This window comes from Chryseobacterium pennipullorum (genome assembly GCF_003384725.1).
GTDB lineage: Bacteria > Bacteroidota > Bacteroidia > Flavobacteriales > Weeksellaceae > Chryseobacterium > Chryseobacterium pennipullorum.
On record NZ_QNVV01000001.1, the window covers coordinates 401,386 to 421,465 of the forward strand.

Genomic DNA, 20,080 nt, shown 5'->3' on the forward strand with positions numbered 1-20,080 from the left:
CTCACTTGCAAAAGTAAGGTTACTGAACTTTAATATTAAAATTATTCATTTTCATCCGCATGCTTTTTATTTTTCTCCCAGGCTTCAGAAGCAATTTCCTGAATCTCTTCCCAGACTTCTTTTGCTGATTTTTGGGCATGACTCAAAAATCCCTGTTTGGTAGCCTCCTGGTTCTTACTTTTCATTTCATTGATATAATCTTTGGCTTGCTGTGAATAGCTTTCTATACTGTAGCCAGGATTATTATGCAAATTCTTCTCAATATTACTGAAATCGTGTGATGATTTAAATCTGTTCGTATCCATAATAATAAGATTTAAGTGATTAGGTCATAGGTAAGTCCAATTTCCGTTCCGAACAGGTTAAAGTATTTTAAATTATGATTAAAAAAACAGACTGAGATTTGGGAATCAAGCGCAAAAGTTGGAGGGCAAGCAAAAAGTTGCGTTAATATGAATAGAAAAAATAATATTGGGATTGTAGACCAATCACTGTTTGAGTCTGTAGAAATAACATTCATCGACTAAAGAGAGATAATCTTCGGTTTTAATGTACAAGTAAAAAAAAATTAACCACAGATGTTTGAGGATATTTTCAGAGTTTTTTTTAATCGGCTTTCAACCCAATAAGAACTAAGAAAAATAGTTGTAAGTATTTTTTAATCGACCTAGGAATCAGGAGTGTTAAAAAAATTGATCTTGAATCCGTTAAAAAATTTCCAGTGTCTGAGCATGGCCACTCTATTGAGTCGAATAACCAATGTTGAATCCATGCGAGTTTGGAAATTTTAGGAGACAAGGTCAATTTTTAGTGGATGATTCCAGTCTTGAATTTTTGTATACTTTTGCTTCAAGGCAAAAGTATAACAGGAAAAAAAATTTCGTTTCTCCACAACTTTTATACCTGATCCGAGGTTCGTTTCTTTAGATAGAAACCAGCTTGGTTTAGACAATAGATATTTACCCCCAATTCCGCAGATCAGGCCTTATCTTAAATAGGATGGTTCGAGGTTTTCATATCGTAAGAGCACCTAACTTTCCCCTGTTTTCAGATCGTCAATTATTGATTGGTATTGCCCAGCATAGGAACAAATTTATAGGCGCCAAATTCTTCTTTTTCAAATTCTGTGGGTCCTACTTTTGTAAACCTGTATAGCACCTGCTCATCCGTAGGTCCTAAAGGAATTACCATTTTTCCGCCTACTTTCAGCTGCTTCAAAAGCTCTGTCGGAAGAACCGAAGCTCCACAGGTTACAATAATTTTATCGAAGGGAGCAAAGGTAGGAAGCCCCGCAAAACCATCACCAAAACTTTGAAATTTGGGATACAGGTGGAGTTCACGCAATTTCTTTTTAGAAAAATCAAAAAGATCTTTCTGTCTTTCTACGGTATATACGTGAGCCTTCATGGTGAGCAAAACGGCAGTCTGATATCCGCAGCCGGTTCCTATTTCGAGTATTTTTTCCCCGGCTTTTACCTGCAGCAGCTCAGACTGTTCCGCTACGGTGGATGGATGGGAGATTGTCTGATGTGCCAGAATAGGGAAAGCCCTGTCTTCATAGGCAAAGTCTTCAAAAATACTTTCAATGAAAAGATGTCTTGGAACTTCACTCATTGCCGAAAGTACATTGTCATCCGAAATACCGATTCTGTATCGAAGATATTCAACTAAATTCTTTCTTTTTCCTTTATGTACAAACGAATCCTGCATGGGACAAAAGTAAGAAATTAGATTTTAGATTGTATAAATCGGAGGAAAGATTTATCCACAAAAACTGCTTCTCCAATGTAACTTCTTTCTTATCTTTACAAAAATTTAATACAGCTATGTTAAAAGCAGGTTTGGTAGGTGCCGGACATTTGGGGAAAATACATTTGAAACTCCTTAATCAATCTGATCGATACGAATTTGTAGGTTTCCATGATAAAGATGTTGAAAACGGGAAAAAATTAGAAGCCGAATTCGGATATAAATATTTTGAACATTTTGATGAGCTCCTGGAGCAGATCGATATGCTGGATATTGTTACTCCGACGATTTACCATTATGATTATGCGGTAAAGGCCATTAAAAAAGGACTTCACTTTTTCATTGAAAAACCGGTTACCCAAACTCTTGAAGAGGCGGAAGAGATTTTACGCCTGTGTCAGGAAAATGGTATTAAAGCCCAGGTAGGCCATGTGGAACGGTACAATCCGGCCTTTAGTGCCACGAAGGAATACATCAACAACCCAATGTTTATCGAAATACACAGACTTGCAGAATTTAACCCCCGGGGTACTGATGTTTCTGTGGTTCTGGATCTGATGATTCATGATCTGGATATTCTGTTGAGTATTGCCAAGTCCAAAGTAAAAAACATTCACGCCAGCGGCGTTTGTGTGGTAAGCAAGACGCCTGATATTGCCAATGCCCGAATAGAATTTGAAAACGGTTGTGTAGCCAATCTTACCACCTCAAGAATTTCTATGAAAGCCATGAGAAAAAGCAGATTCTTTCAGAAGGATGCCTATATATCTGTGGATTTTCTGGAAAAAAAGGCGGAAGTGATCAGGATGCAGGACGCTCCGGAGAACCCTACTCCATTTGATATGATTATTGAAAATGCAGAAGGGGAAAAAAATCAAATCCTTTTCGAATACCCGAATATTCAGCCTAATAATGCGATCCTCGATGAACTGAACTCTTTTGCGGATGCCATCACGGGAGATAAAAATGTGGAAGTTTCTCTTGAAGACGGAACTGAAGCCCTGAAAGTTGCTCTCGAAATTATGAAGCTCATCAGCTGATGTCAAAATAAAATCTGCCCTATTCTTGGCAGTCCTTACAATTCTATCTCGTGATCAGAAGAAAAATGATTACGAGATGAATTGCAATTATCAAAAAATTCCTCAACTGCTTTAAGTATAAACATTATAGCATTCTTCAGATATATACTTTTCAAAAACAGAAAAAGTAAAGATTTATCATTATAAAGTAATTTTTACAACAAAAAAAACAATATATTTGAAAAAACATTCAATAGATAATTGAAAAATTTTGTTGTACATACCCAATGGATACCTGGCAAAATAAAAGGTCTGAGTGTTGACTCTGATGATGTCACGATCCATTATGACCAATTTCTAGAATATACCCTACTTTTTTAAATCATTTAAACTATTATGAAAAGAGCCCTTGTATTATCCGCATTTTTATTGTCTCAATTTGGGACATCACAATTATTAAAGACTTCTGGTCAGAAAATCGTTAATGATAAAGGCGAGAATGTTCAGTTGAGAGGCCTAGGTCTGGGCGGCTGGATGCTCCAGGAAGGCTATATGCTAAAAACAGCTGATTTTGCAGGACCGCAATTTAGAATCAAGGAAAAAATAGCGGAGCTTATTGGCGAAGGCGGGATGCAGGAGTTTTATCGTGCTTATCTGAAAAACGGAATTACCAGACAAGATATTGACTTTTTAGCAAAAGCAGGATTCAATTCCATCAGGCTTCCGATGCATTACAACCTGTATACCCTTCCTATCGAGAAAGAAACGGTAAAAGGAAAAGATACCTGGCTGGACGAAGGTTTTAAAATGACTGATGATCTGCTTGAGTGGTGTAAAGCAAATAAGGTCTATCTGATCCTTGATCTTCATGCCGCCCCGGGAGGACAGGGCAATGATGCGAATATTTCTGATAATGATAAATCGAAGCCTTCTCTTTGGGACAACGAAGAGAATCAGAGGAAAACGATCGCACTCTGGAAAAAGCTTGCAGAACGTTATAAAAACGAACCATGGATTGGCGGCTATGATATTATTAATGAACCGAACATCAACTTTACCGGGAAAAATCCAAATGGTACTGATGAAATGTCTAATGCTCCGCTCTGGAAACTTCAGCAAGACATTACAACAGCGATCCGGGAGGTAGATCAGAAACATATTATCTTTATAGAAGGAAACGGATGGGGAAATAACTACAATGGCCTGCCTGCTCTTTGGGACCGTAATATGGTATTCAGCTTTCATAAATACTGGAACTACAACGACGACCAAACAATACAATTTGCATTAGATCTGAGACAGAAACACAATATCCCGATATGGCTTGGAGAAACCGGGGAAAATTCTAATGTGTGGTTTACAGAGCTGATCCAACTTTTGGATAAGCATAATATAGGCTATGCCTTCTGGCCAATGAAAAAGATAGATAATATCGCAGGAATCACGAATGTAAAAACAACTCCGGAATATGAGAAGTTATTGGATTACTGGAAAAACGGTGGTGAGAAACCGTCCGCGGAATATGCTAAAAAAGCACTCATGCAGATCGCCGACCATTATAAATTTAGCAATGTAGAAGTAAAAGATGACGTTATCGATGCGATGTTCAGACAGGTAAAAGAGGAAACGACCAGACCTTTCAGAAATCATCAGGTTCCGGGAAGAATATTTGCTTCGGAATATGATCTGGGAAGAATCGGATCTGCCTATCTGGATAAAGATTTTATCAATCTTTGGGTCAGCGATCCGGCAAAACGCTCTGAGTGGAACTCCGGGCAGCAGATGAGAAATGACGGTGTAGATATTTACCCCTGCAAAGACCGGATAACGAATCAATATTATGTAGGAAAAACAGAAACAGGCGAATGGATGCAATATACTTTCCATTCGAAAGCTGATAAAAATTTTACGTTTGAAATCAGATATTCCAGTATCAATCCGGCCGGGGTAAGGTTGGAGGATGCATCGGGAAAATTGTTAGCGACCATTCAGCTGCCGGCTACCGGAAAAAATGAAACCTGGAAAAGTGCAATGGTAAAAAATATACATCTTCAAAAAGGGGAAAACAAATTCAGGGTCGTTTTTGAAAATAATGGTGTGAATCTGAATTATTTTGACATAAAATAAAAGAATCGCAAAAGACCAAAAGATGCGAATGTAAATGTCTGTATGATCATAAACAGTCCCAGGTAAGGTTACAGATTAACAAGATAAAATTATTGATATTTAAGATAGTTGCCGGTTTATTTCGGCAACTATCTTTGTTTTGATACGTTTTATCGATCAAGTACACAAGTTGGGAAGAAACGGAATATTTTTCCATTTAGACTTTTGTATTGAAGTCGAAGATGAGTCAACCAAAAGTATATACCTCCAAAAATATCCTCAAACATCTGTGAAAATTCGTATCCTTTGTGGTCGACTTCTTTTATAGTTATGCTAAAATCAAAGATCATCTTCCTTCAGTAGATCAATGTTATGTTTCTATTCATATTAACTCGACTTTTTGCTTTGCCCCCAACTTCTCCGCCAAATCCGCTTTTATTTTTGTCTTATACCATGAGAAGGTGACCCATTGAAACCTTTCGAATCGCCGATTGAAAGGGATAATTTAAAAAAAAACATATTTATAGAAAAGCAATTTAATTTTATCTAAAAAGCATTTTTATTATTTTTTTTCAATAAAAAACTTCATTAAATTATTAATATAAACTTATATAGCAATTTATGTTAAAATAATAATCAAACAATCTGATATACAATCACTTACATAATAAAAAATTTAACATTTGGTATAGTTTTAGCATAAAAAAGCTAAAATTTTACTAATGAAAAAAAAAGTTTATCGTCTTGTCATTACATTGATGGGGAGCTTTGGTGCTTATGCGCAGGCACCAGGCGGGGTGCAGACAGATTTGAGGATTTGGTTAAAATCAGACAGTGGATTTACACCTTCTCAATGGACTGATCAATCTACTGCGGGGAATGATTACACTCAGACTAACGCTTCCCGACAGCCTTCATTACAGCCAGCTACGGCAAAATTTAATTTTAATCCAGTGGTTGACTTCGGTACTACCGGAGCGGATGCACGGTTTATGGTGGTGCCTTCGGGCAAACCTTTTACTGCCAACAGGTTAAATGGTAATATTTTTGTATTGGTCAACAGAAATTCTGATTCTAGCTTCCGCGATTACCTGGGTTTTGGAGCAACAGGTACGGGCACGGGTCTTATACAGGCTAATTACCCTGTATTAACGGCAAGTTCCACGGGAAATAAAACCATGCAGCTGTATCCATATGCTTCGCCAGCCAATACTTTCAACCAAAAACTGGATATCGGAAAAACTTATTTATCTGATGTATCATGGGAGGTAGGAGTATCTAATGGAATCAAGTATGGTCTAAATTCTTATGTTGCGACCTCATCAGGCACTTTTGCTGCCGGTTATGCACTCACAGCTAATGGTTCTGTTTTGGGAGCACAACCGGAAGTTACTGACGGCTATATACCAGAGGTGATTGCTTATGAACGAGTGCTTACAGACAGTGAAACTCAAAGAGTACGCTCTTACCTGGCTATCAAGTATGCCACCTCTCTGGATCAAACGACTCCTTATCATTATGTAAACTCGCAAGGGACAATTATATGGGATGCAACATTGAACTCCCAATATGCCAAAAATATTGCCGGAATCGGGCGGGATGATGCCAGTGCCTTAAAACAGGTACAGTCCAAAAGCATCAACAGTACCAATGAAATGCTGATCAGCTTAGGCAATGTAGCATCACAGGACAATGCTACCCATGCAGCCAATTACTCATTTGATAATGATCATGAATTTCTGATGTGGGGCAGCAATGGTATCCTTGGATTTACAGAATATACCAACGCTAACTTCCCATTGGTTACCCACCGCTTTTCCAAAGTCTGGAAAGCACAGACCAGCAACTATAATGTTACCGGAACCGATGACGTCTATTTTAATATTCTTAAAGGTTTGATCAATAGCTTTAACCTAAGCGGCAAACCAACTTACCTGATCATGAGCACCACGCCGGATTTTTCGGGTAATAATCATTTTATTCCTATTGGAGCTAATGTAAATACGGTTGATGGAGAAGAGTATGTAAGTGCAGCATACCAGGCGGCGTCGAATGCATTCAGCGGATTTACTTCCAATGGTACCTTTTACTTTACGATTGCGGGAACACCTGTTGGTCCCGGAGGTGTATTAGGGGTTTTCTGGAACAGGGCAGACAAAGAGGTTACGGCTCCTTCCGGAACTGTTAATCAATGGGTAGACCAGATGTTTGGGATCAAGTCTTCCCAGGTCGCTGATGTTACTACAATGCCAGCTTATATCTCGGTAAACAATGCGGCCACTGCTGCAAACTTCAATTTTAATCCTTACCTCGATTTTACGGCGACCAACCAGACATTAGGGAATGAAAGCGTTGCTCCTTTTGAGGGGTCTACATCCGAATTAGAAATGTTTTACGTGATCAAAGATAATGTCTGGACCGCCAACAACCGTTTCTTTGGGGTAAATTTTGACCTTAACAATTCTGCTTCAGGGCAGTTTATTTACGACTGGAATGCCTTACATCAGGCCAATTACTACTCGAGAGGAAATACGTCCAACAGCGGTATCATGACGAATACAGTTCTCAATCCGGCGCTTAGCACTACTCTATCCAATATCTCGAATGTGAGCCTGAGCGCTGTCGATGGAACGGTACAGCACAGGCTGAATGGTAGCGCAATCGGTACAAATCTTACGGGTCAAACTGTATATATTGGTCAGGGAGGATTTGTGTATGGAGCCAACAACCAGTCGAGTATGTCCGGTAATGACGTGGGAGTAACAGCCCAGATTGCGGAGCATATTGCATTCGGAAATGCATTGACAGGGACGCAGCGTCGACAGGTGGAAACCTATCTTGCTATAAAATACGGGACGACCCTTACGGATCTTACCGCTGATGCTCATTACCGTAACAGCTCAGGTGCTTCCATATTCAATGCTGATGCAACTTATCGTTATGATATTTTTGGGATTGCAAAAGATCTAACAGGAGGTTTAGATCAAAGAATTTCAAAATCTATTAATAATGACGGTGGGCAGCCAACGCCTCTTATCACGGTATCCACAGATAAGGACTTCATTAATCAGAATAACACCCATGCCAATCTTTTAACAGATGGCCAGTATATGGTTTTTGCCTCAAACAATGGAGCTCAGACCTTTACCGGAAGTGCGATTACTGCTGTTGACGGTACCGCATTCAATACTCCACTTGGTGCCAGATGGAAAGCAACAGATACCAATGGTGTCGGATGTGTGAACCTGCGTTTTGATGCGACAAATATTCCTGCTCTTGCAGCCGGCGAAAGCTATTACATGCTGATTTCCAAGGATGAATCGTTTACCAATCCTATTTATCAGAGAGTTTTAAGAACTGGTAGCACAATTGATGCTGCAGCCAATTTTACAGATAATGCCAATTCGTATTTTACATTAGCCAAAGCCAATCTGCAGATAAGCGGCAGTACGGTTTCTGGTGGGCAAATCGGTATATCCTCAATTCCAGGATGGACACCATCGGCTTCAGATAGCTGGCTGGAACTTAATGCCAGATCTAAAGGAATGGTGATCCCAAGAATTTCTTCGGTTAACAATATTCCTGCCGGAGATTGGGTAAAAGGAATGTTTATCTATGACACGACTGAAAAAGCATTTAAAGTATATAACGGAACGGAGTGGAGAAGATTGGGAACCACAAGTGGTTCTGTTTTCTGTAATTAAAAAAACAAAAAGAATGAAAAATATATTTTTAATTGTGATTTTGCTGATTACAGCAGAAATGAAATCACAAGTTGCGATTGGTAAAAGCTCTGTGACTAACAGCAGCTGCCTGTTGGAATTCGGAAATTCTTCCAACAGAGGGATCGCTCTGCCTAAAGTAGAGAATGTTACCACGATGAACGCAAGTGAAGGCACTTTGGCCTGGGATACGGCCACAGGAAGCTTTAGATACTATGGAGGAACAACCCCGGCCTGGAGCAGCCCTGTAAGCGGAGGAACGATCGGAGGAGCTCCCTCAGGTTCTGATGAAAACGGAAAGAAAATGATTATCGGAGCTGATAAGTCTACGGCTGACGGAATTTTAATTCTCGAAGCAACAGAAGGAAATAAAGCTTTGCTGTTACCTTTGGTGAACCAACCTGCACAAAGATTTTCTTCTCCCCCGACAGGGCTTATGGTATATGATACCGCTACTAATCAGATTGCTGTATTTAACGGAACAAAATGGACTTACTTTTAGTATCCATCATGGTTTCGCAGTACACTGATACTTTTATACTTTGAAATAATCCGGAATTTCTCCGGATTATTTTTTTGGATCATTGTTCCTAGCATTAGCTATTTTTTCCCTACCATAACCCATATAGTTATTAAATCTTATATGAAGCAAAGCATCATCATGGATCTCACATAGAAATATTTTAAATTTACCCTATGAGAAAAATAGCATTCCTATTTCTTTTGATTTCAACATTTGTATTGTCACAGAAAACAACCTTGGATCAAAAGATCAATATAATCACGAAAGATAAAAAAGCAACAGTAGGAATCTCTGTTGTTGGATTTGATCATCATTTTAAATACAGCAAAAATGGAGATCTGAAACTTCCGATGATGAGTGTTTTTAAATTCCATATTGCATGTACTGCACTGGATCTTGTAGACCATGGAAAACTGTCGCTGGATCAAAAGGTTTTCATCAAAAAATCTGATCTTCACGAAAACACATGGTCACCGTTTCGGGATCAGCACCCAAAGGGAAATATGGAAGCCAGCCTAAGGGAAGTGATTGATTATACGGTTGCATTGAGTGATAATAATCTCTGTGACGTTCTTTTAAACCTGATCGGGGGCACAAAAGCTGTACAGCAGTTTATGAATTCCAGGGGAGTGAAAAATTTTCAGATCAGACATAATGAACATGATATGGCTCTTAAAGGCTGGGATTCATTGTATGAAAATTACAGTACAGTCAATTCCATTACAGAGGTCCTGAAGAAACTTCATTACGGTAAACTTCTTTCTAAAAATTCAACAGATGATCTAATTCAAATGATGCTGGGAACAAAAACCGGAATGAATAAGCTGGTTGAACAGTTACCTAAAAATACACCGGTGGCACACAAAACAGGGTCTTCCGGGAAGCGTGACAGCATTCTCACTATTGCAGAAAATGATATGGGAATCGTTACCCTTCCCAACGGTAAACAGTATGCAATTGCCATATTTGTAAGCAACTCCACTGAAACGGATGCTACGAACTGCAAAATAATTTCGGATATTTCCAAAACCGTCTGGGACGATTTTAATAAGTAAAATATTAAGCTTAATTTTAGAGCGGAGAATTACATGATTCTTTGAATTCATCATTATGAAAAAAGTACTATCAGCAGCGGCTGTATTTTGTGTCACATTCTTTTTTTCACAAAAGAATCAAAATTATTTAGAGATCAGCTATGGAAGTGTATGCTGCGGCCCGCCCTCTGAAAAGCCTGTCATCAGCTACCTCAAAGAATTTAAGAAAAAAAACAGGCTCAAAAACCTTGAAATTCTGTTGCAGAGCGGATTGGGAAGAGAAGGTGAATTTAATCTGTATGTAGGCACAGACCGGATGACAAGAAATCAGAAAAGCAGACTTACCCGTGGGCTTTCGGCCATTGTTTCCAATCAAAACAACAAAAGAAAAGAGGAACGAAACGGAATGGTCTTTTTTGATTCCACAGCGATCGTGCATCAGCAGGAACTCATGAATGCAAAAAATTTAACTATCTATAAAAAATAAAGGAAAAATGATCAAAAACATTGTAGTTATCGGAGCAGGAACCATGGGAAATGGTATTGCGCATACTTTCGCACAAAGCGGTTTTAAAGTGAATCTTGTAGATGTATCACAGGAGGCTTTAGACAGAGGGTTGAAGACCATTACTACTAATCTTGACAGAATAATTGCAAAGGGAAACCTTACGGAAGAACAAAAAGCAGAAACGCTGGGCAACATCACTACTTTTACTGCCCTTAATGATGCGGTGGGAAGTGCTGACCTTGTTGTAGAAGCTGCCACAGAAAACCTGGATCTAAAACTGAAAATCTTCGGGCAGATGGATGAACTGGCTCCTGCAGGATGTATCCTGGCAACCAATACCTCATCTATTTCTATCACCAAAATTGCGGCGGTTACGAAAAGGGCAGATAAAGTGATTGGGATGCACTTTATGAACCCTGTTCCTATTATGAAGCTTGTAGAAATCATCAAAGGATATTCTACTTCTAAAGAAACGTTCGATGCAGTGTATGAGATGAGCAAAACCTTGGGTAAAGTTCCGGTAGAGGTAAATGATTATCCTGGTTTTGTGGCCAACAGAATTTTAATGCCAATGATTAATGAATCTATTGAGACACTTTACAACGGTGTTGCCGGTGTGGAAGAGATTGATACGGTAATGAAACTGGGTATGGCTCATCCGATGGGACCCCTTCAGCTGGCGGATTTTATCGGTCTTGATGTATGCCTTGCGATCCTGAATGTGATGTACGACGGATTCAAAAACCCTAAATATGCACCTAACCCACTGCTGGTAAACATGGTAACAGCAGGAAAACTAGGCGTAAAATCGGGAGAAGGTTTCTATGATTATTCTGAAAGCAAAAAAGCTGAAAAAGTTTCAAAAATGTTTTCGAAGTAATTTTAAGTCAATAATTTTATTTATCTTTGAGAAAGTTAAAACATTAAAAAAATGAAATTACCAAAGTTTTTATTAGCAGATAATTCGGAATTTCCAGAAGATCTATTCGTAGTCCACACAGAATATCCAAGATTTATCTTAAACGTTGAGGAAGAAGAAGTTGAGTGGTTAGATGATCTTGAAGGTGATGATGAAGAAACGATGGCAGACGAAGCTACTAAAGTAGTGGAGGCAGCATTTAAATGGTGCGATGAAGAGTTGGCTAAGTACGACGAAGAAGAGGAAGATTAATAACACTCTAAACATAAAAAAGGAACTCCATGGAGTTCCTTTTATTTTTTTTATTCTGATTTGCTGAATTTCAATAGCAAGAGATTGTCTTTATACAGTTCCAGGGTATTTCCGGAAATCACATATTTGTTCGCTTTACCCATCATATCCATAAAGTTCTGTTCTACGCTTATGTTGTTGCACATCATTTTGGTAGACCCCATCTGACCGGCAGAGAAACCACCTGTAGACGGATCTACTTTTGCGGTTCCGAAATAGTTATTGCAACCTGCATTTCCGGTAATTTTTTCTCCTTCTATATTCAATGTCGGAATTTTTCCTTTCACATTGTCAGCCAGAATCCATTTTGTATTGGCAAGAGCCGGCTGAGCCTTTCCTACTTTAGAGGCAGACGGGCTGGTCATGGTTCCACATGAAGCCATTACTGCTGCTGTACATATACTTAAAAAAAGCTTTTTCATTTTTTTCTTTTTGAATTAATCCAAATTTACGGAAATTATATTATTTAAACGGGCCGGAAAGAGTTTTATTATTCTTTAACATTTGAGAAACAGAATATTTTTTGCCTTAGCCGTCCTAATATTCAGTACAAAAAAACGGACTTTAAAAGTCCGTTTCAATGATAATAAAATATTTTTTTAATGACTAAGATCTAAGCTCAGCATTAAATTCCTTCTGGAAAGATTTGATAAGCGAATCCATTACTTCTGTAATTTCTTTTTCTTCCAGTGTTTTCTCTTCATTTAACAGTTCAAAACTCATGGCATACGACTTCTTGCCTTCAGGAAGGTTTTTACCTTCGTAGACGTCGAATAAGTTGATGGCTTTAATAAATGGAGACTTATTCTTTTTCGCCGTCTGATACAGATCCTGGTAGTTTACATTCTTATCAATCAGTAATGCAAGGTCTCTTCTGATCTTGTTGAACTTCGGAATATCCTTAAACTTCAGTTCTTTTTCAGAGCGTAGTTCCTGTGCGAATTCCAATTCTATTTCAGCATAGAAACAGTCCTGCTCAATATCAAAATCTTTCATCAGTTGCGGTGCTACTTTTCCGATTCTTACCAGGGTTTTTCCTTCTGCTTCATAAGCTAAGGCATCAGAGAATCTGTCATCAGAAAGAGCCGTTTCTTTAAAGTCAACTCCCAATCTCTCCAATAACACCTTAACATACGCTTTCAGGTTATAGAAGCTTACTGCCGATTTTGGCTGCAGCCAGTTTTCTGCCATATCTCTTCCTGACACAAGAATTGCCAACTGCTTTCTCTCTTCATATTTATCACGCTTATGATAAATTTTCCCCAATTCGAAGAATTTGATGTCCTGGTTTTTTCTGTTGATATTATAGACAGCATTCTCAAGAAGTCCTTCCAAAAGAGATTTTCTCATGAATGCCAGATCATTACTAAGCGGGTTTAGGAGTTTTACGGCATCGGTTTCATCCTTAACGGAAGTCAGTGAATTATTCATCACCTCATTGAACCCAAGGCTCTGTAAAGTTCTTGCCCAGCTGTTTTCCAATTCATCCTGATCGTTTGCGCTAAGCTTAACAGGGGTGAAAGAAATTTTCTGTGGAGCATCTATTTTGTTATAACCATAAATTCTCAGGATCTCTTCAATCACATCAATTTCCCTTGTTACATCTGCTCTGTAAGCAGGAACAGAGATTTCAAAACCGTTAGGAATTTCGTTTAAAACCTGAATTTCTAAAGCTTTTAAAATTTCCTTTACTTTTTCCCTGTGAATTTTTGTTCCTAAAATCTGCTCGATTTTTGAAAATCTTATAATCACATAGTGGTCTTCAATTTTAACAGGATATTCTTCCAACAGCTCTCCTACCAGTTTTCCTTCAGCAATCTCCTGAATCAGTTTAATAGCATGGGTAATAGCAGTTCTTGTAATATTAGGATCTACTCCTCTTTCAAATCTGAAAGAAGCATCTGTATTCAAGCTATGGGCTTTTGCTCCTTTTCTTACTGCAATCGGGTTAAAGTAAGCACTTTCAAGGAATATCGTTTTTGTGGTCTCAGATACTCCGGAGTTCTCACCACCGAAGACCCCTGCAATACACATTGGGTTATCTTTACCATCTTTTATCATGATTTCGGAACCGTTCAATGTTCTTTCCACGCCATCCAAAGTCGTGAATTTTGTTCCTGCTTTTACAACTCCCACTTTGACTTTTTTATCTGCAATTTTATCTGCATCAAATGCATGAAGGGGCTGTCCATATCCGTGAAGGATATAGTTGGTAATATCTACCACATTATTGATTGGACTTAGTCCGATCGCTTTCAACCTGTCTTTTAGCCAGTTGGGAGATTCAGCTACCTGTACGCCTTCAATCACGGCCCCGATATATCTCGGGCAAAGCTCTGCATCTTCAATTTCCAGTTTGAAATCATGTGATCCTTCACTATGTAAGGCTTCTGAAGCTACTTTAATAAACTGCGATTTCTGCTGGTTGGTAGAAAGATAGGCATGAAGATCTCTTGCCACACCATAGTGAGACATTGCATCTGTTCTGTTTGGCGTTAATCCGATCTCAAAAACCTCATCATTAGCCAATTCAAAATAATCAGCGAAGTTTTTCCCTACTTCATATTTTGTTTCATCCAACACCATGATTCCGCCATGATCTTCGCTAAGACCCAGTTCATCTTCGGCACAGATCATCCCTTGAGAAACCTCGCTTCTGATCTTTGCTTCTTTAATTTCAAAAAAGTTTCCTGTTTTGTCATAGATTTTGGTTCCGACAACGGCTACAGGAACAGTTTGCCCTGCTTCTACATTAGGAGCTCCGCACACAATATTCAGCACTTTCCCGTTTCCTACATCTACTGTTGTCTTCTTCAGTTTGTCTGCATTCGGATGCTTCTCGCAGGTTAAGACTTTACCTACAACGATTCCTTCCAAGCTGCCTTTTACACTTTCAAATTTATCTATCCCTTCAACTTCAAGACCAATATCTGTAAGGAATTCACCGATTCTTTCAGTTTTCAATTCCGTTTTTACAAAGTCCTTCAGCCAGTTGTTTGATATTTTCATTTGTTTATCTATCTACGTTTTAATTGGTCAGATGGAACACAGCGGTTTCATCTTCTCTATTTTGAAATTTTATTCTGAATTTCCACCTGATTATTCCTGTGGTTTTCGAGGTACAAATGTCGTGTTTTTTTGAGAAATAGAGAAATTTACAAACCACTTTAAGATAATTAATTTTATTCATCCTCCTTGTACAGAAGAGACAAACTCATCAAAGCAGTTATCAACTTGGCTTCAAAACTTTCTTCAGGCTGTCAGAAAATAATACAAGGCCTGAAGCCATCATAATGATATCTTTTAAAACCAGACGTCCAGCTCCGGAAAGGTAGGGAAATCCATACTCCGGCGTAGGATAATCACCGCCCAGATTGGGAACGTATACTTCAGGGGTCGTTATTAAAAATGACAAAGTTACCAAAGACATCAAAAAGATCAATGCTCCTCCCAATGCCCCTGTTTTAGGAAACCAGATACCCAACAGCACCAACAGACCAATCAATACGATCATAGTACCCAGCCCGTACGCAAACCGGTAGGTTCCGTTTTGCTGATGCCAGTCGATATTTTTCTTTACCACTTTTCCTTCGGGATTTTTGTAAAGCGTGTATTCTGAAACCAGTTTATGGTCCCCATTAAAAACTTTGTTTCCCGCATCCTTGTAGAAAAAACTCATCAAAGGACTATTGGCAACAAAAGGAACGATACCATCGGCCTCATACTGAAACGCCTTTAGCCCGCCAATCCAGGCCATCACTACAAAAACTGAAATTCTTAAAAAATTAAGGAAATAGGCATCCCACCTTACCAAACTGTTGTATACATTACTGTTCTGCATATGTTTACTTTTTTTAACAAAAGTATTCACATGCCTGCTGTTTCAACATAGATAGATGAGGACATTACATGGACATTTTCGCCACTATCGAAATCCCCACCTTCTCCCTGTATTTTTTTGGGGAACAGCCCACTGATTTTTTAAAATACCTACTGAAATAAAATTCATCCGTAAATCCAAGTTCCGCAGCAATTTCTTTGATGGAACGATAAGTAAGATGAAGAAGCTTTTTGGATTCCAGAATGATTCTTTCATTGATCAGCTGAGTGGGAGTTTTCCCAAATTCTTTTTTCACCGCTTTACTTAAAGCGTTACTGGTCATATTCAGCCTGTCACTGTAAAAAGACAAATCTTTGCCACTCTTATAATAGGTTTCCAACAGCTTCTGAAATTCTGCTGCGTTTTTATTGGGTAATTTATCAGTAGAAGCAATACTGTTTTCAGAACTGCTTTTCTGTTTACTTCCAAGGGCAAGAATCAATTGTATATATGTTTTGATAATTGATTCAGAAAATGGATGCGCCTCAGTTTTTTCTTTTTTAATATGACTGAAAACTTCCAGAATGTATTTATAATTCTCTTTTGAAAGTGCTATACCAGGATTCAGGTAGATATTATTGAAGAGAAGTCCGTTGCAGGCCACTTCTTCTTTATGGTATTCTATACAGTAAAAATCACCATGAAAAAACAGCATACAGATCTTTTCATCAGACTCTGAAGCCAGTTTCAGTTTCTGATAAGGGGAAAGAAAAAGGATATGACTTCCGCTGTATGAATAGTTGATATCATCTACAGAAAAAACACCGTTGCCTTGCCATAGAACAACACTGTAGTTTTCAGTTTTGAATTCTGATGGAAAATTTGAGGTGTGATAAGATTCTATTTCTATTTGCATGATGAAAATTTCCAGATATACTTTTCTATTTATACTTTGTTTTGAAATCGAAGATTAGACTAAGTCAAACAAAATTATACAAAAATTCAACACTGAAATCATCCGTGAAAAATATGCTCAAACATCTGTGATAATCTGCGGGCAAATTTTTCATTTCTTACTTATACTTTTGCCTTGAAGAAAAAGTATACAAAAGTTCAAGACTGGAATCATCCGCTAAAAATTGACCTTGACTCCTAAAATTTCCAAACTCGCATGGTTTCAACGTGCGTTCTTCGGTTCAATAGTGTGGCCATGCTCAGGCAGTGGAAATTTCTTAACGGATTCAAGTCCAATTTTTTTAACGCTCCTGATTCCTAGGTCGGTTATTGGTTTACTTACAACTATTTCCCATGGCTCTGCTACAGAGTTCTCTTAAAAGTTATCCTCAAAATCTGTGAAAATCTGTGCAATCTGCGGGCAATTTTTTTTTCTTACTATACTTTTGCCTTGAAGCGAAAGTATACAAAAGTTCAGGACTGGAATTATCCGTGAAAAATATGCTCAAACATCCGTGAAAATCCGTGTCATCTGCGGTTAAATTTTTCATTTCTTACTATACTTTTACCTTGAAGCGAAAGTATACAAAAGTTCAGGACTGGAATCATCCGTAAAAAAATATGCTCAAACATCCGTGGAAATCCGCGTCATCTGCGGTTAAATTTTTCATTTCTTACTATACCTTTACCTTGAAGCGAAAGTATACAAAAGTTCAGGACTGGAATCATCCGTGAAAAATATGCTCAAACATCCATGAAAATCTGTGCAATCTGCGGGCAAATTTATTTTTTTCTTACTTATACTTTTGCCTTGAAGCAAAAGTATACAAAAGTTCAAGACTGGAATCATCCGTGAAAATATACCCCACCATTTGTGAAAATCCGCGTCATCTCTGGTCAAATTTATTTTCGAAATGGTAAGATTCCAAAAAAGCCGGAAAAATTCCGGCTTTCTTAGTATTTGTAGGTTAATATTACAGTCCGATTACAGGCATTGATAACATTAAGATATTTTCATTTTCTTCAAGACCGTCAAGAGGTTCTATGATTCCCGGTCTGTTAGGTTGAGACATTTTCATTGTGATATCATCAGATCCAAGGATGGTCAGCATCTCAGTTAGGAATTTTGAACTGAACCCGATATTGATATCTTCTCCGTTGTAGTCACAAGGGATCTGCATGTCTGCTTTGTTTGCATATTCGGTATCTTCGGCATGAAGGTGAAGAATGTTTCCGGAAAGCTTAAATCTTACCTGATTGGTCGATTTATTGGACATGATAGATGCTCTTTTGATCGCTCCCAACAGAAGATTTCTGTTGATTGTCAATACATTTGGATTTTCCTTTGGAATTACCGCGGTATAGTTCGGATATTTTCCGTCGATCAGTCTACAGATCCAGATATGCTTACCAAAAGTAAACTTAGCCATATTCTCATTGAAGTCGATCGTCACGTCTTCATTGGAACTTGCCAGGATATTTTTGAAAATGTTCAGAGGTTTTTTAGGCATGATAAACTCCATGGGTTCAGCGTTCATCAGGTCTGCTCTTTTGTACACCACCAATCTGTGGGAGTCTGTAGAAACGAAGTTGGTTTCGTTTTCTCCAAACTGGAAAAGAACTCCTGTCATTACCGGACGGAGAGAATCATTGCTGGTCGCAAAAAGGGTGTTTGTCAAAGCTTCAGATAGGACTCCTGCCGACATGGTAACGCTTTGTGAAGCATCAAATTCAGGCAGCTCAGGATAGTCCTCAGCATTATCCAATGCTACTGCGAAATTGTCTTTTTCATCTAAAATCTCAAGCTGGCTTCCCGTTCCTTCGGCATTGTCTTTTACAACAAATGTCAGAGGCTGTTCGCCATAGGTCTTGATAAAATCCTGAAAAATTTTAGCAGGAACAGCAAATTTACCTGAGTCATCAGACTTCACTTCCAAAGAAGTTACAAGAGTCGTCTCACCGTCAGATGCTGTAATGGTCACATTATTTCCGTCTAGTTCAAAAAGATAGTTTTCTAAAATCGGTCTCGACTGAGAGCTTGATATTACGCCACTTACAGTTTGTAAAGCCTTCTGCAGTTCACCACTTGAAATAATAAATTTCATAGATTTATAAAATAAGTTTCTACAAATATAATAAATACATATAACAAAGAAAAGAATAATATGGAGGAGTTTTTAACAATTATCCTTAATCTGTTTTGCGCCTTGACATTATGCTTTGATTTCTGGAGGGATTCATTTTTTTATCAAAATACAAAGCCTATCTTTGTGTGAAAAGCGATACATCATGCAAAAACCTCCTATTCACAAAAGTTTTCTCAATGCTTTCCGGGGTGTTTTTATGATGCTGAAAACGGAAAGGAATTTTCAGATTGAAGTGCTGGCGTTCTTTGCCAACCTTTTCCTTATTTTTTATTTCAGACTGACCAATACCGACAGTGCTTTGGTGCTGATGGCTTCCTTTGCTGTTTTAAGTGCTGAAATTTTCAATACTGCCATTGAAAAAGTCTGTGATATCCTCCAGCCGGATTTTGACAAAAGAATCGCGTTTATTAAAGATATTGCGGCCGGTGCAGTGGTACTAACAGCCATTGCTTCTGTGATTATTGGGATTCTTGTGTATTGGAAGTATATCTTTTAGCAGCAGATTCACAAAATTATAGAGATTCATTTAAGAAATTTCATTACGCTCATCAAACATCATTCTATGGGAAGGGTATCAGCGGGGAATGATCATTGGGAACTCTCTCTGCATGCAGTTATTGTAAAACCGATATGAATGCTTTTGACGCCTTGTTCTGCTTATTTCACGGCAATTAAAATATCTACTTCTGCATCTGACGGGTTTTGTGCTTTTTCCCCATACACTTCAAAATCAGCTGTAAATATTCTTCCGTGCTCCATTTCCCAGATTTTCACCCACTGATCGATCACCAGATTTTTTGTCAGGTCACCTTTCACCGTAAACTTCAGATAGGCTCCACCATCAAAAGAGCGGCCTACCATTCCGTCGGGAATATGATCCAGATTGTCTACCCTGCATCCAAGAATTGTGGTGTAGGGTCTTGTATGATCTTTTTCATAATCAGTGTATATTGACAATATGGCCTCATCGGTTTTACCGGGGATTCGGGAAAGCGTATTTTCAGCTATAAATTTTTCCCATAGTAGCGGGATATCTTTTGCTGCCAGATTGTTTTCATTAGTTGTTCTTACCGATATTCCGATGACCTTATAGGGTTCTATGCTGATTTTATCCATGTTTTTATTTTATCTGCAGTAAAGATAAGATCAGACAGCGACAACAGTCTGTCAGGAGCATAAAAAAATAACTTATGAATATTTTCATCAGTTTAAACGAAATAAATACTATAAAATTAATATTTGTAGAAATAATTTATTAATCACTACTAAATGATATAAATAAAATTAA

Annotated in this window: 17 protein-coding genes; 9 read left to right on the plus strand and 8 right to left on the minus strand. The window is 38.2% G+C overall.

Translation table 11 applies throughout. From position 1 onward, the window contains the following. Window positions 1–41: 41 nt before the first annotated feature. Window positions 42–305 (minus strand): prevent-host-death protein, encoded by a 264-nt coding sequence (locus DRF67_RS01875; RefSeq protein WP_115926126.1) that lies wholly within the window; start codon window positions 303–305, stop codon window positions 42–44. 754 nt (window positions 306–1,059) lie between these two features. Continuing rightward, a complete protein-coding gene (locus DRF67_RS01880) occupies window positions 1,060–1,710 on the minus strand; it encodes a protein-L-isoaspartate(D-aspartate) O-methyltransferase (RefSeq protein ID WP_115926127.1) in 651 nt (216 codons plus the stop codon). 116 nt (window positions 1,711–1,826) lie between these two features. Here DRF67_RS01880 and DRF67_RS01885 point away from each other — a divergent pair, with 116 nt between their 5' ends. The 8 genes from DRF67_RS01885 (at window position 1,827) to DRF67_RS01920 (ending at window position 11,832) form a co-directional block, all read left to right on the plus strand. After that, on the plus strand, window positions 1,827–2,789 hold the full coding sequence (locus DRF67_RS01885) for a Gfo/Idh/MocA family protein (protein ID WP_115926128.1): 963 nt from the start codon (window positions 1,827–1,829) through the stop codon (window positions 2,787–2,789). Between the two features lie 375 nt (window positions 2,790–3,164). After that, window positions 3,165–4,895, plus strand: coding sequence for a cellulase family glycosylhydrolase (locus DRF67_RS01890; RefSeq protein ID WP_115926129.1), 1,731 nt, complete (start codon window positions 3,165–3,167; stop codon window positions 4,893–4,895). Between the two features lie 701 nt (window positions 4,896–5,596). Then, window positions 5,597–8,578, plus strand: coding sequence for a hypothetical protein (locus tag DRF67_RS01895; protein ID WP_115926130.1), 2,982 nt, complete (start codon window positions 5,597–5,599; stop codon window positions 8,576–8,578). A 13-nt stretch (window positions 8,579–8,591) separates the two neighbouring features. Beyond that, a complete protein-coding gene (locus tag DRF67_RS01900) occupies window positions 8,592–9,098 on the plus strand; it encodes a hypothetical protein (protein WP_115926131.1) in 507 nt (168 codons plus the stop codon). A 194-nt stretch (window positions 9,099–9,292) separates the two neighbouring features. Further along, window positions 9,293–10,174 carry a CGA/CIA family class A beta-lactamase gene (bla-A, locus tag DRF67_RS01905; protein WP_115926132.1) on the plus strand — a complete coding sequence of 294 codons (882 nt, stop codon included), beginning with the start codon at window positions 9,293–9,295 and terminating at the stop codon, window positions 10,172–10,174. Window positions 10,175–10,229: 55 nt separating this feature from the next. After that, window positions 10,230–10,640: a hypothetical protein gene (locus tag DRF67_RS01910; protein WP_115926133.1), complete on the plus strand. Its 411-nt coding sequence runs from the start codon at window positions 10,230–10,232 to the stop codon at window positions 10,638–10,640. A 10-nt stretch (window positions 10,641–10,650) separates the two neighbouring features. After that, window positions 10,651–11,541: a 3-hydroxybutyryl-CoA dehydrogenase gene (locus DRF67_RS01915; protein ID WP_185142040.1), complete on the plus strand. Its 891-nt coding sequence runs from the start codon at window positions 10,651–10,653 to the stop codon at window positions 11,539–11,541. Window positions 11,542–11,592: 51 nt separating this feature from the next. Then, window positions 11,593–11,832: a hypothetical protein gene (locus DRF67_RS01920; protein ID WP_002977986.1), complete on the plus strand. Its 240-nt coding sequence runs from the start codon at window positions 11,593–11,595 to the stop codon at window positions 11,830–11,832. A gap of 50 nt (window positions 11,833–11,882) precedes the next feature. Here the strand turns inward: DRF67_RS01920 and DRF67_RS01925 are convergent, their stop codons facing one another. The 5 genes from DRF67_RS01925 to dnaN all read right to left on the minus strand — a co-directional run bounded on the left by DRF67_RS01925 (window position 11,883) and on the right by dnaN (window position 18,750). Next, window positions 11,883–12,293 carry an META domain-containing protein gene (locus DRF67_RS01925; protein WP_115926135.1) on the minus strand — a complete coding sequence of 137 codons (411 nt, stop codon included), beginning with the start codon at window positions 12,291–12,293 and terminating at the stop codon, window positions 11,883–11,885. Window positions 12,294–12,477: 184 nt separating this feature from the next. Further along, window positions 12,478–14,880: a phenylalanine--tRNA ligase subunit beta gene (gene pheT / locus DRF67_RS01930; RefSeq protein ID WP_115926136.1), complete on the minus strand. Its 2,403-nt coding sequence runs from the start codon at window positions 14,878–14,880 to the stop codon at window positions 12,478–12,480. 220 nt (window positions 14,881–15,100) lie between these two features. Further along, window positions 15,101–15,712: a DUF417 family protein gene (locus tag DRF67_RS01935; RefSeq protein WP_115926137.1), complete on the minus strand. Its 612-nt coding sequence runs from the start codon at window positions 15,710–15,712 to the stop codon at window positions 15,101–15,103. Between the two features lie 64 nt (window positions 15,713–15,776). After that, window positions 15,777–16,607, minus strand: a complete 831-nt coding sequence (locus tag DRF67_RS01940; RefSeq protein WP_115926138.1) for an AraC family transcriptional regulator — start codon at window positions 16,605–16,607, stop codon at window positions 15,777–15,779. Between the two features lie 1,012 nt (window positions 16,608–17,619). Further along, window positions 17,620–18,750 (minus strand): DNA polymerase III subunit beta, encoded by a 1,131-nt coding sequence (gene dnaN / locus DRF67_RS01945; RefSeq protein ID WP_115926139.1) that lies wholly within the window; start codon window positions 18,748–18,750, stop codon window positions 17,620–17,622. Between the two features lie 184 nt (window positions 18,751–18,934). Between dnaN and DRF67_RS01950 the strand changes: the two genes are divergently transcribed. Continuing rightward, the gene (locus DRF67_RS01950) at window positions 18,935–19,288 is read left to right on the plus strand and encodes a diacylglycerol kinase family protein (protein ID WP_115926140.1); all 354 of its coding nucleotides are present in this window, start codon (window positions 18,935–18,937) and stop codon (window positions 19,286–19,288) included. 161 nt (window positions 19,289–19,449) lie between these two features. On the opposite strand, the gene DRF67_RS01955 is transcribed toward DRF67_RS01950, so the two are convergent. Then, a complete protein-coding gene (locus DRF67_RS01955; RefSeq protein WP_115926141.1) occupies window positions 19,450–19,908 on the minus strand; it encodes a GyrI-like domain-containing protein in 459 nt (152 codons plus the stop codon). Window positions 19,909–20,080 lie beyond the last annotated feature (172 nt).

Bases quoted from the DNA above. Each gene is read 5' to 3' on its own strand.
- DRF67_RS01875 (WP_115926126.1), bottom strand. From the start codon at position 305: ATGGATACGAACAGATTTAAATCATCACACGATTTCAGTAATATTGAG.
- DRF67_RS01880 (WP_115926127.1), bottom strand. From the start codon at position 1,710: ATGCAGGATTCGTTTGTACATAAAGGAAAAAGAAAGAATTTAGTTGAA.
- DRF67_RS01885 (WP_115926128.1), top strand. From the start codon at position 1,827: ATGTTAAAAGCAGGTTTGGTAGGTGCCGGACATTTGGGGAAAATACAT.
- DRF67_RS01890 (WP_115926129.1), top strand. From the start codon at position 3,165: ATGAAAAGAGCCCTTGTATTATCCGCATTTTTATTGTCTCAATTTGGG.
- DRF67_RS01895 (WP_115926130.1), top strand. From the start codon at position 5,597: ATGAAAAAAAAAGTTTATCGTCTTGTCATTACATTGATGGGGAGCTTT.
- DRF67_RS01900 (WP_115926131.1), top strand. From the start codon at position 8,592: ATGAAAAATATATTTTTAATTGTGATTTTGCTGATTACAGCAGAAATG.
- bla-A (WP_115926132.1), top strand. From the start codon at position 9,293: ATGAGAAAAATAGCATTCCTATTTCTTTTGATTTCAACATTTGTATTG.
- DRF67_RS01910 (WP_115926133.1), top strand. From the start codon at position 10,230: ATGAAAAAAGTACTATCAGCAGCGGCTGTATTTTGTGTCACATTCTTT.
- DRF67_RS01920 (WP_002977986.1), top strand. From the start codon at position 11,593: ATGAAATTACCAAAGTTTTTATTAGCAGATAATTCGGAATTTCCAGAA.
- DRF67_RS01925 (WP_115926135.1), bottom strand. From the start codon at position 12,293: ATGAAAAAGCTTTTTTTAAGTATATGTACAGCAGCAGTAATGGCTTCA.
- pheT (WP_115926136.1), bottom strand. From the start codon at position 14,880: ATGAAAATATCAAACAACTGGCTGAAGGACTTTGTAAAAACGGAATTG.
- DRF67_RS01935 (WP_115926137.1), bottom strand. From the start codon at position 15,712: ATGCAGAACAGTAATGTATACAACAGTTTGGTAAGGTGGGATGCCTAT.
- DRF67_RS01940 (WP_115926138.1), bottom strand. From the start codon at position 16,607: ATGCAAATAGAAATAGAATCTTATCACACCTCAAATTTTCCATCAGAA.
- dnaN (WP_115926139.1), bottom strand. From the start codon at position 18,750: ATGAAATTTATTATTTCAAGTGGTGAACTGCAGAAGGCTTTACAAACT.
- DRF67_RS01950 (WP_115926140.1), top strand. From the start codon at position 18,935: ATGCAAAAACCTCCTATTCACAAAAGTTTTCTCAATGCTTTCCGGGGT.
- DRF67_RS01955 (WP_115926141.1), bottom strand. From the start codon at position 19,908: ATGGATAAAATCAGCATAGAACCCTATAAGGTCATCGGAATATCGGTA.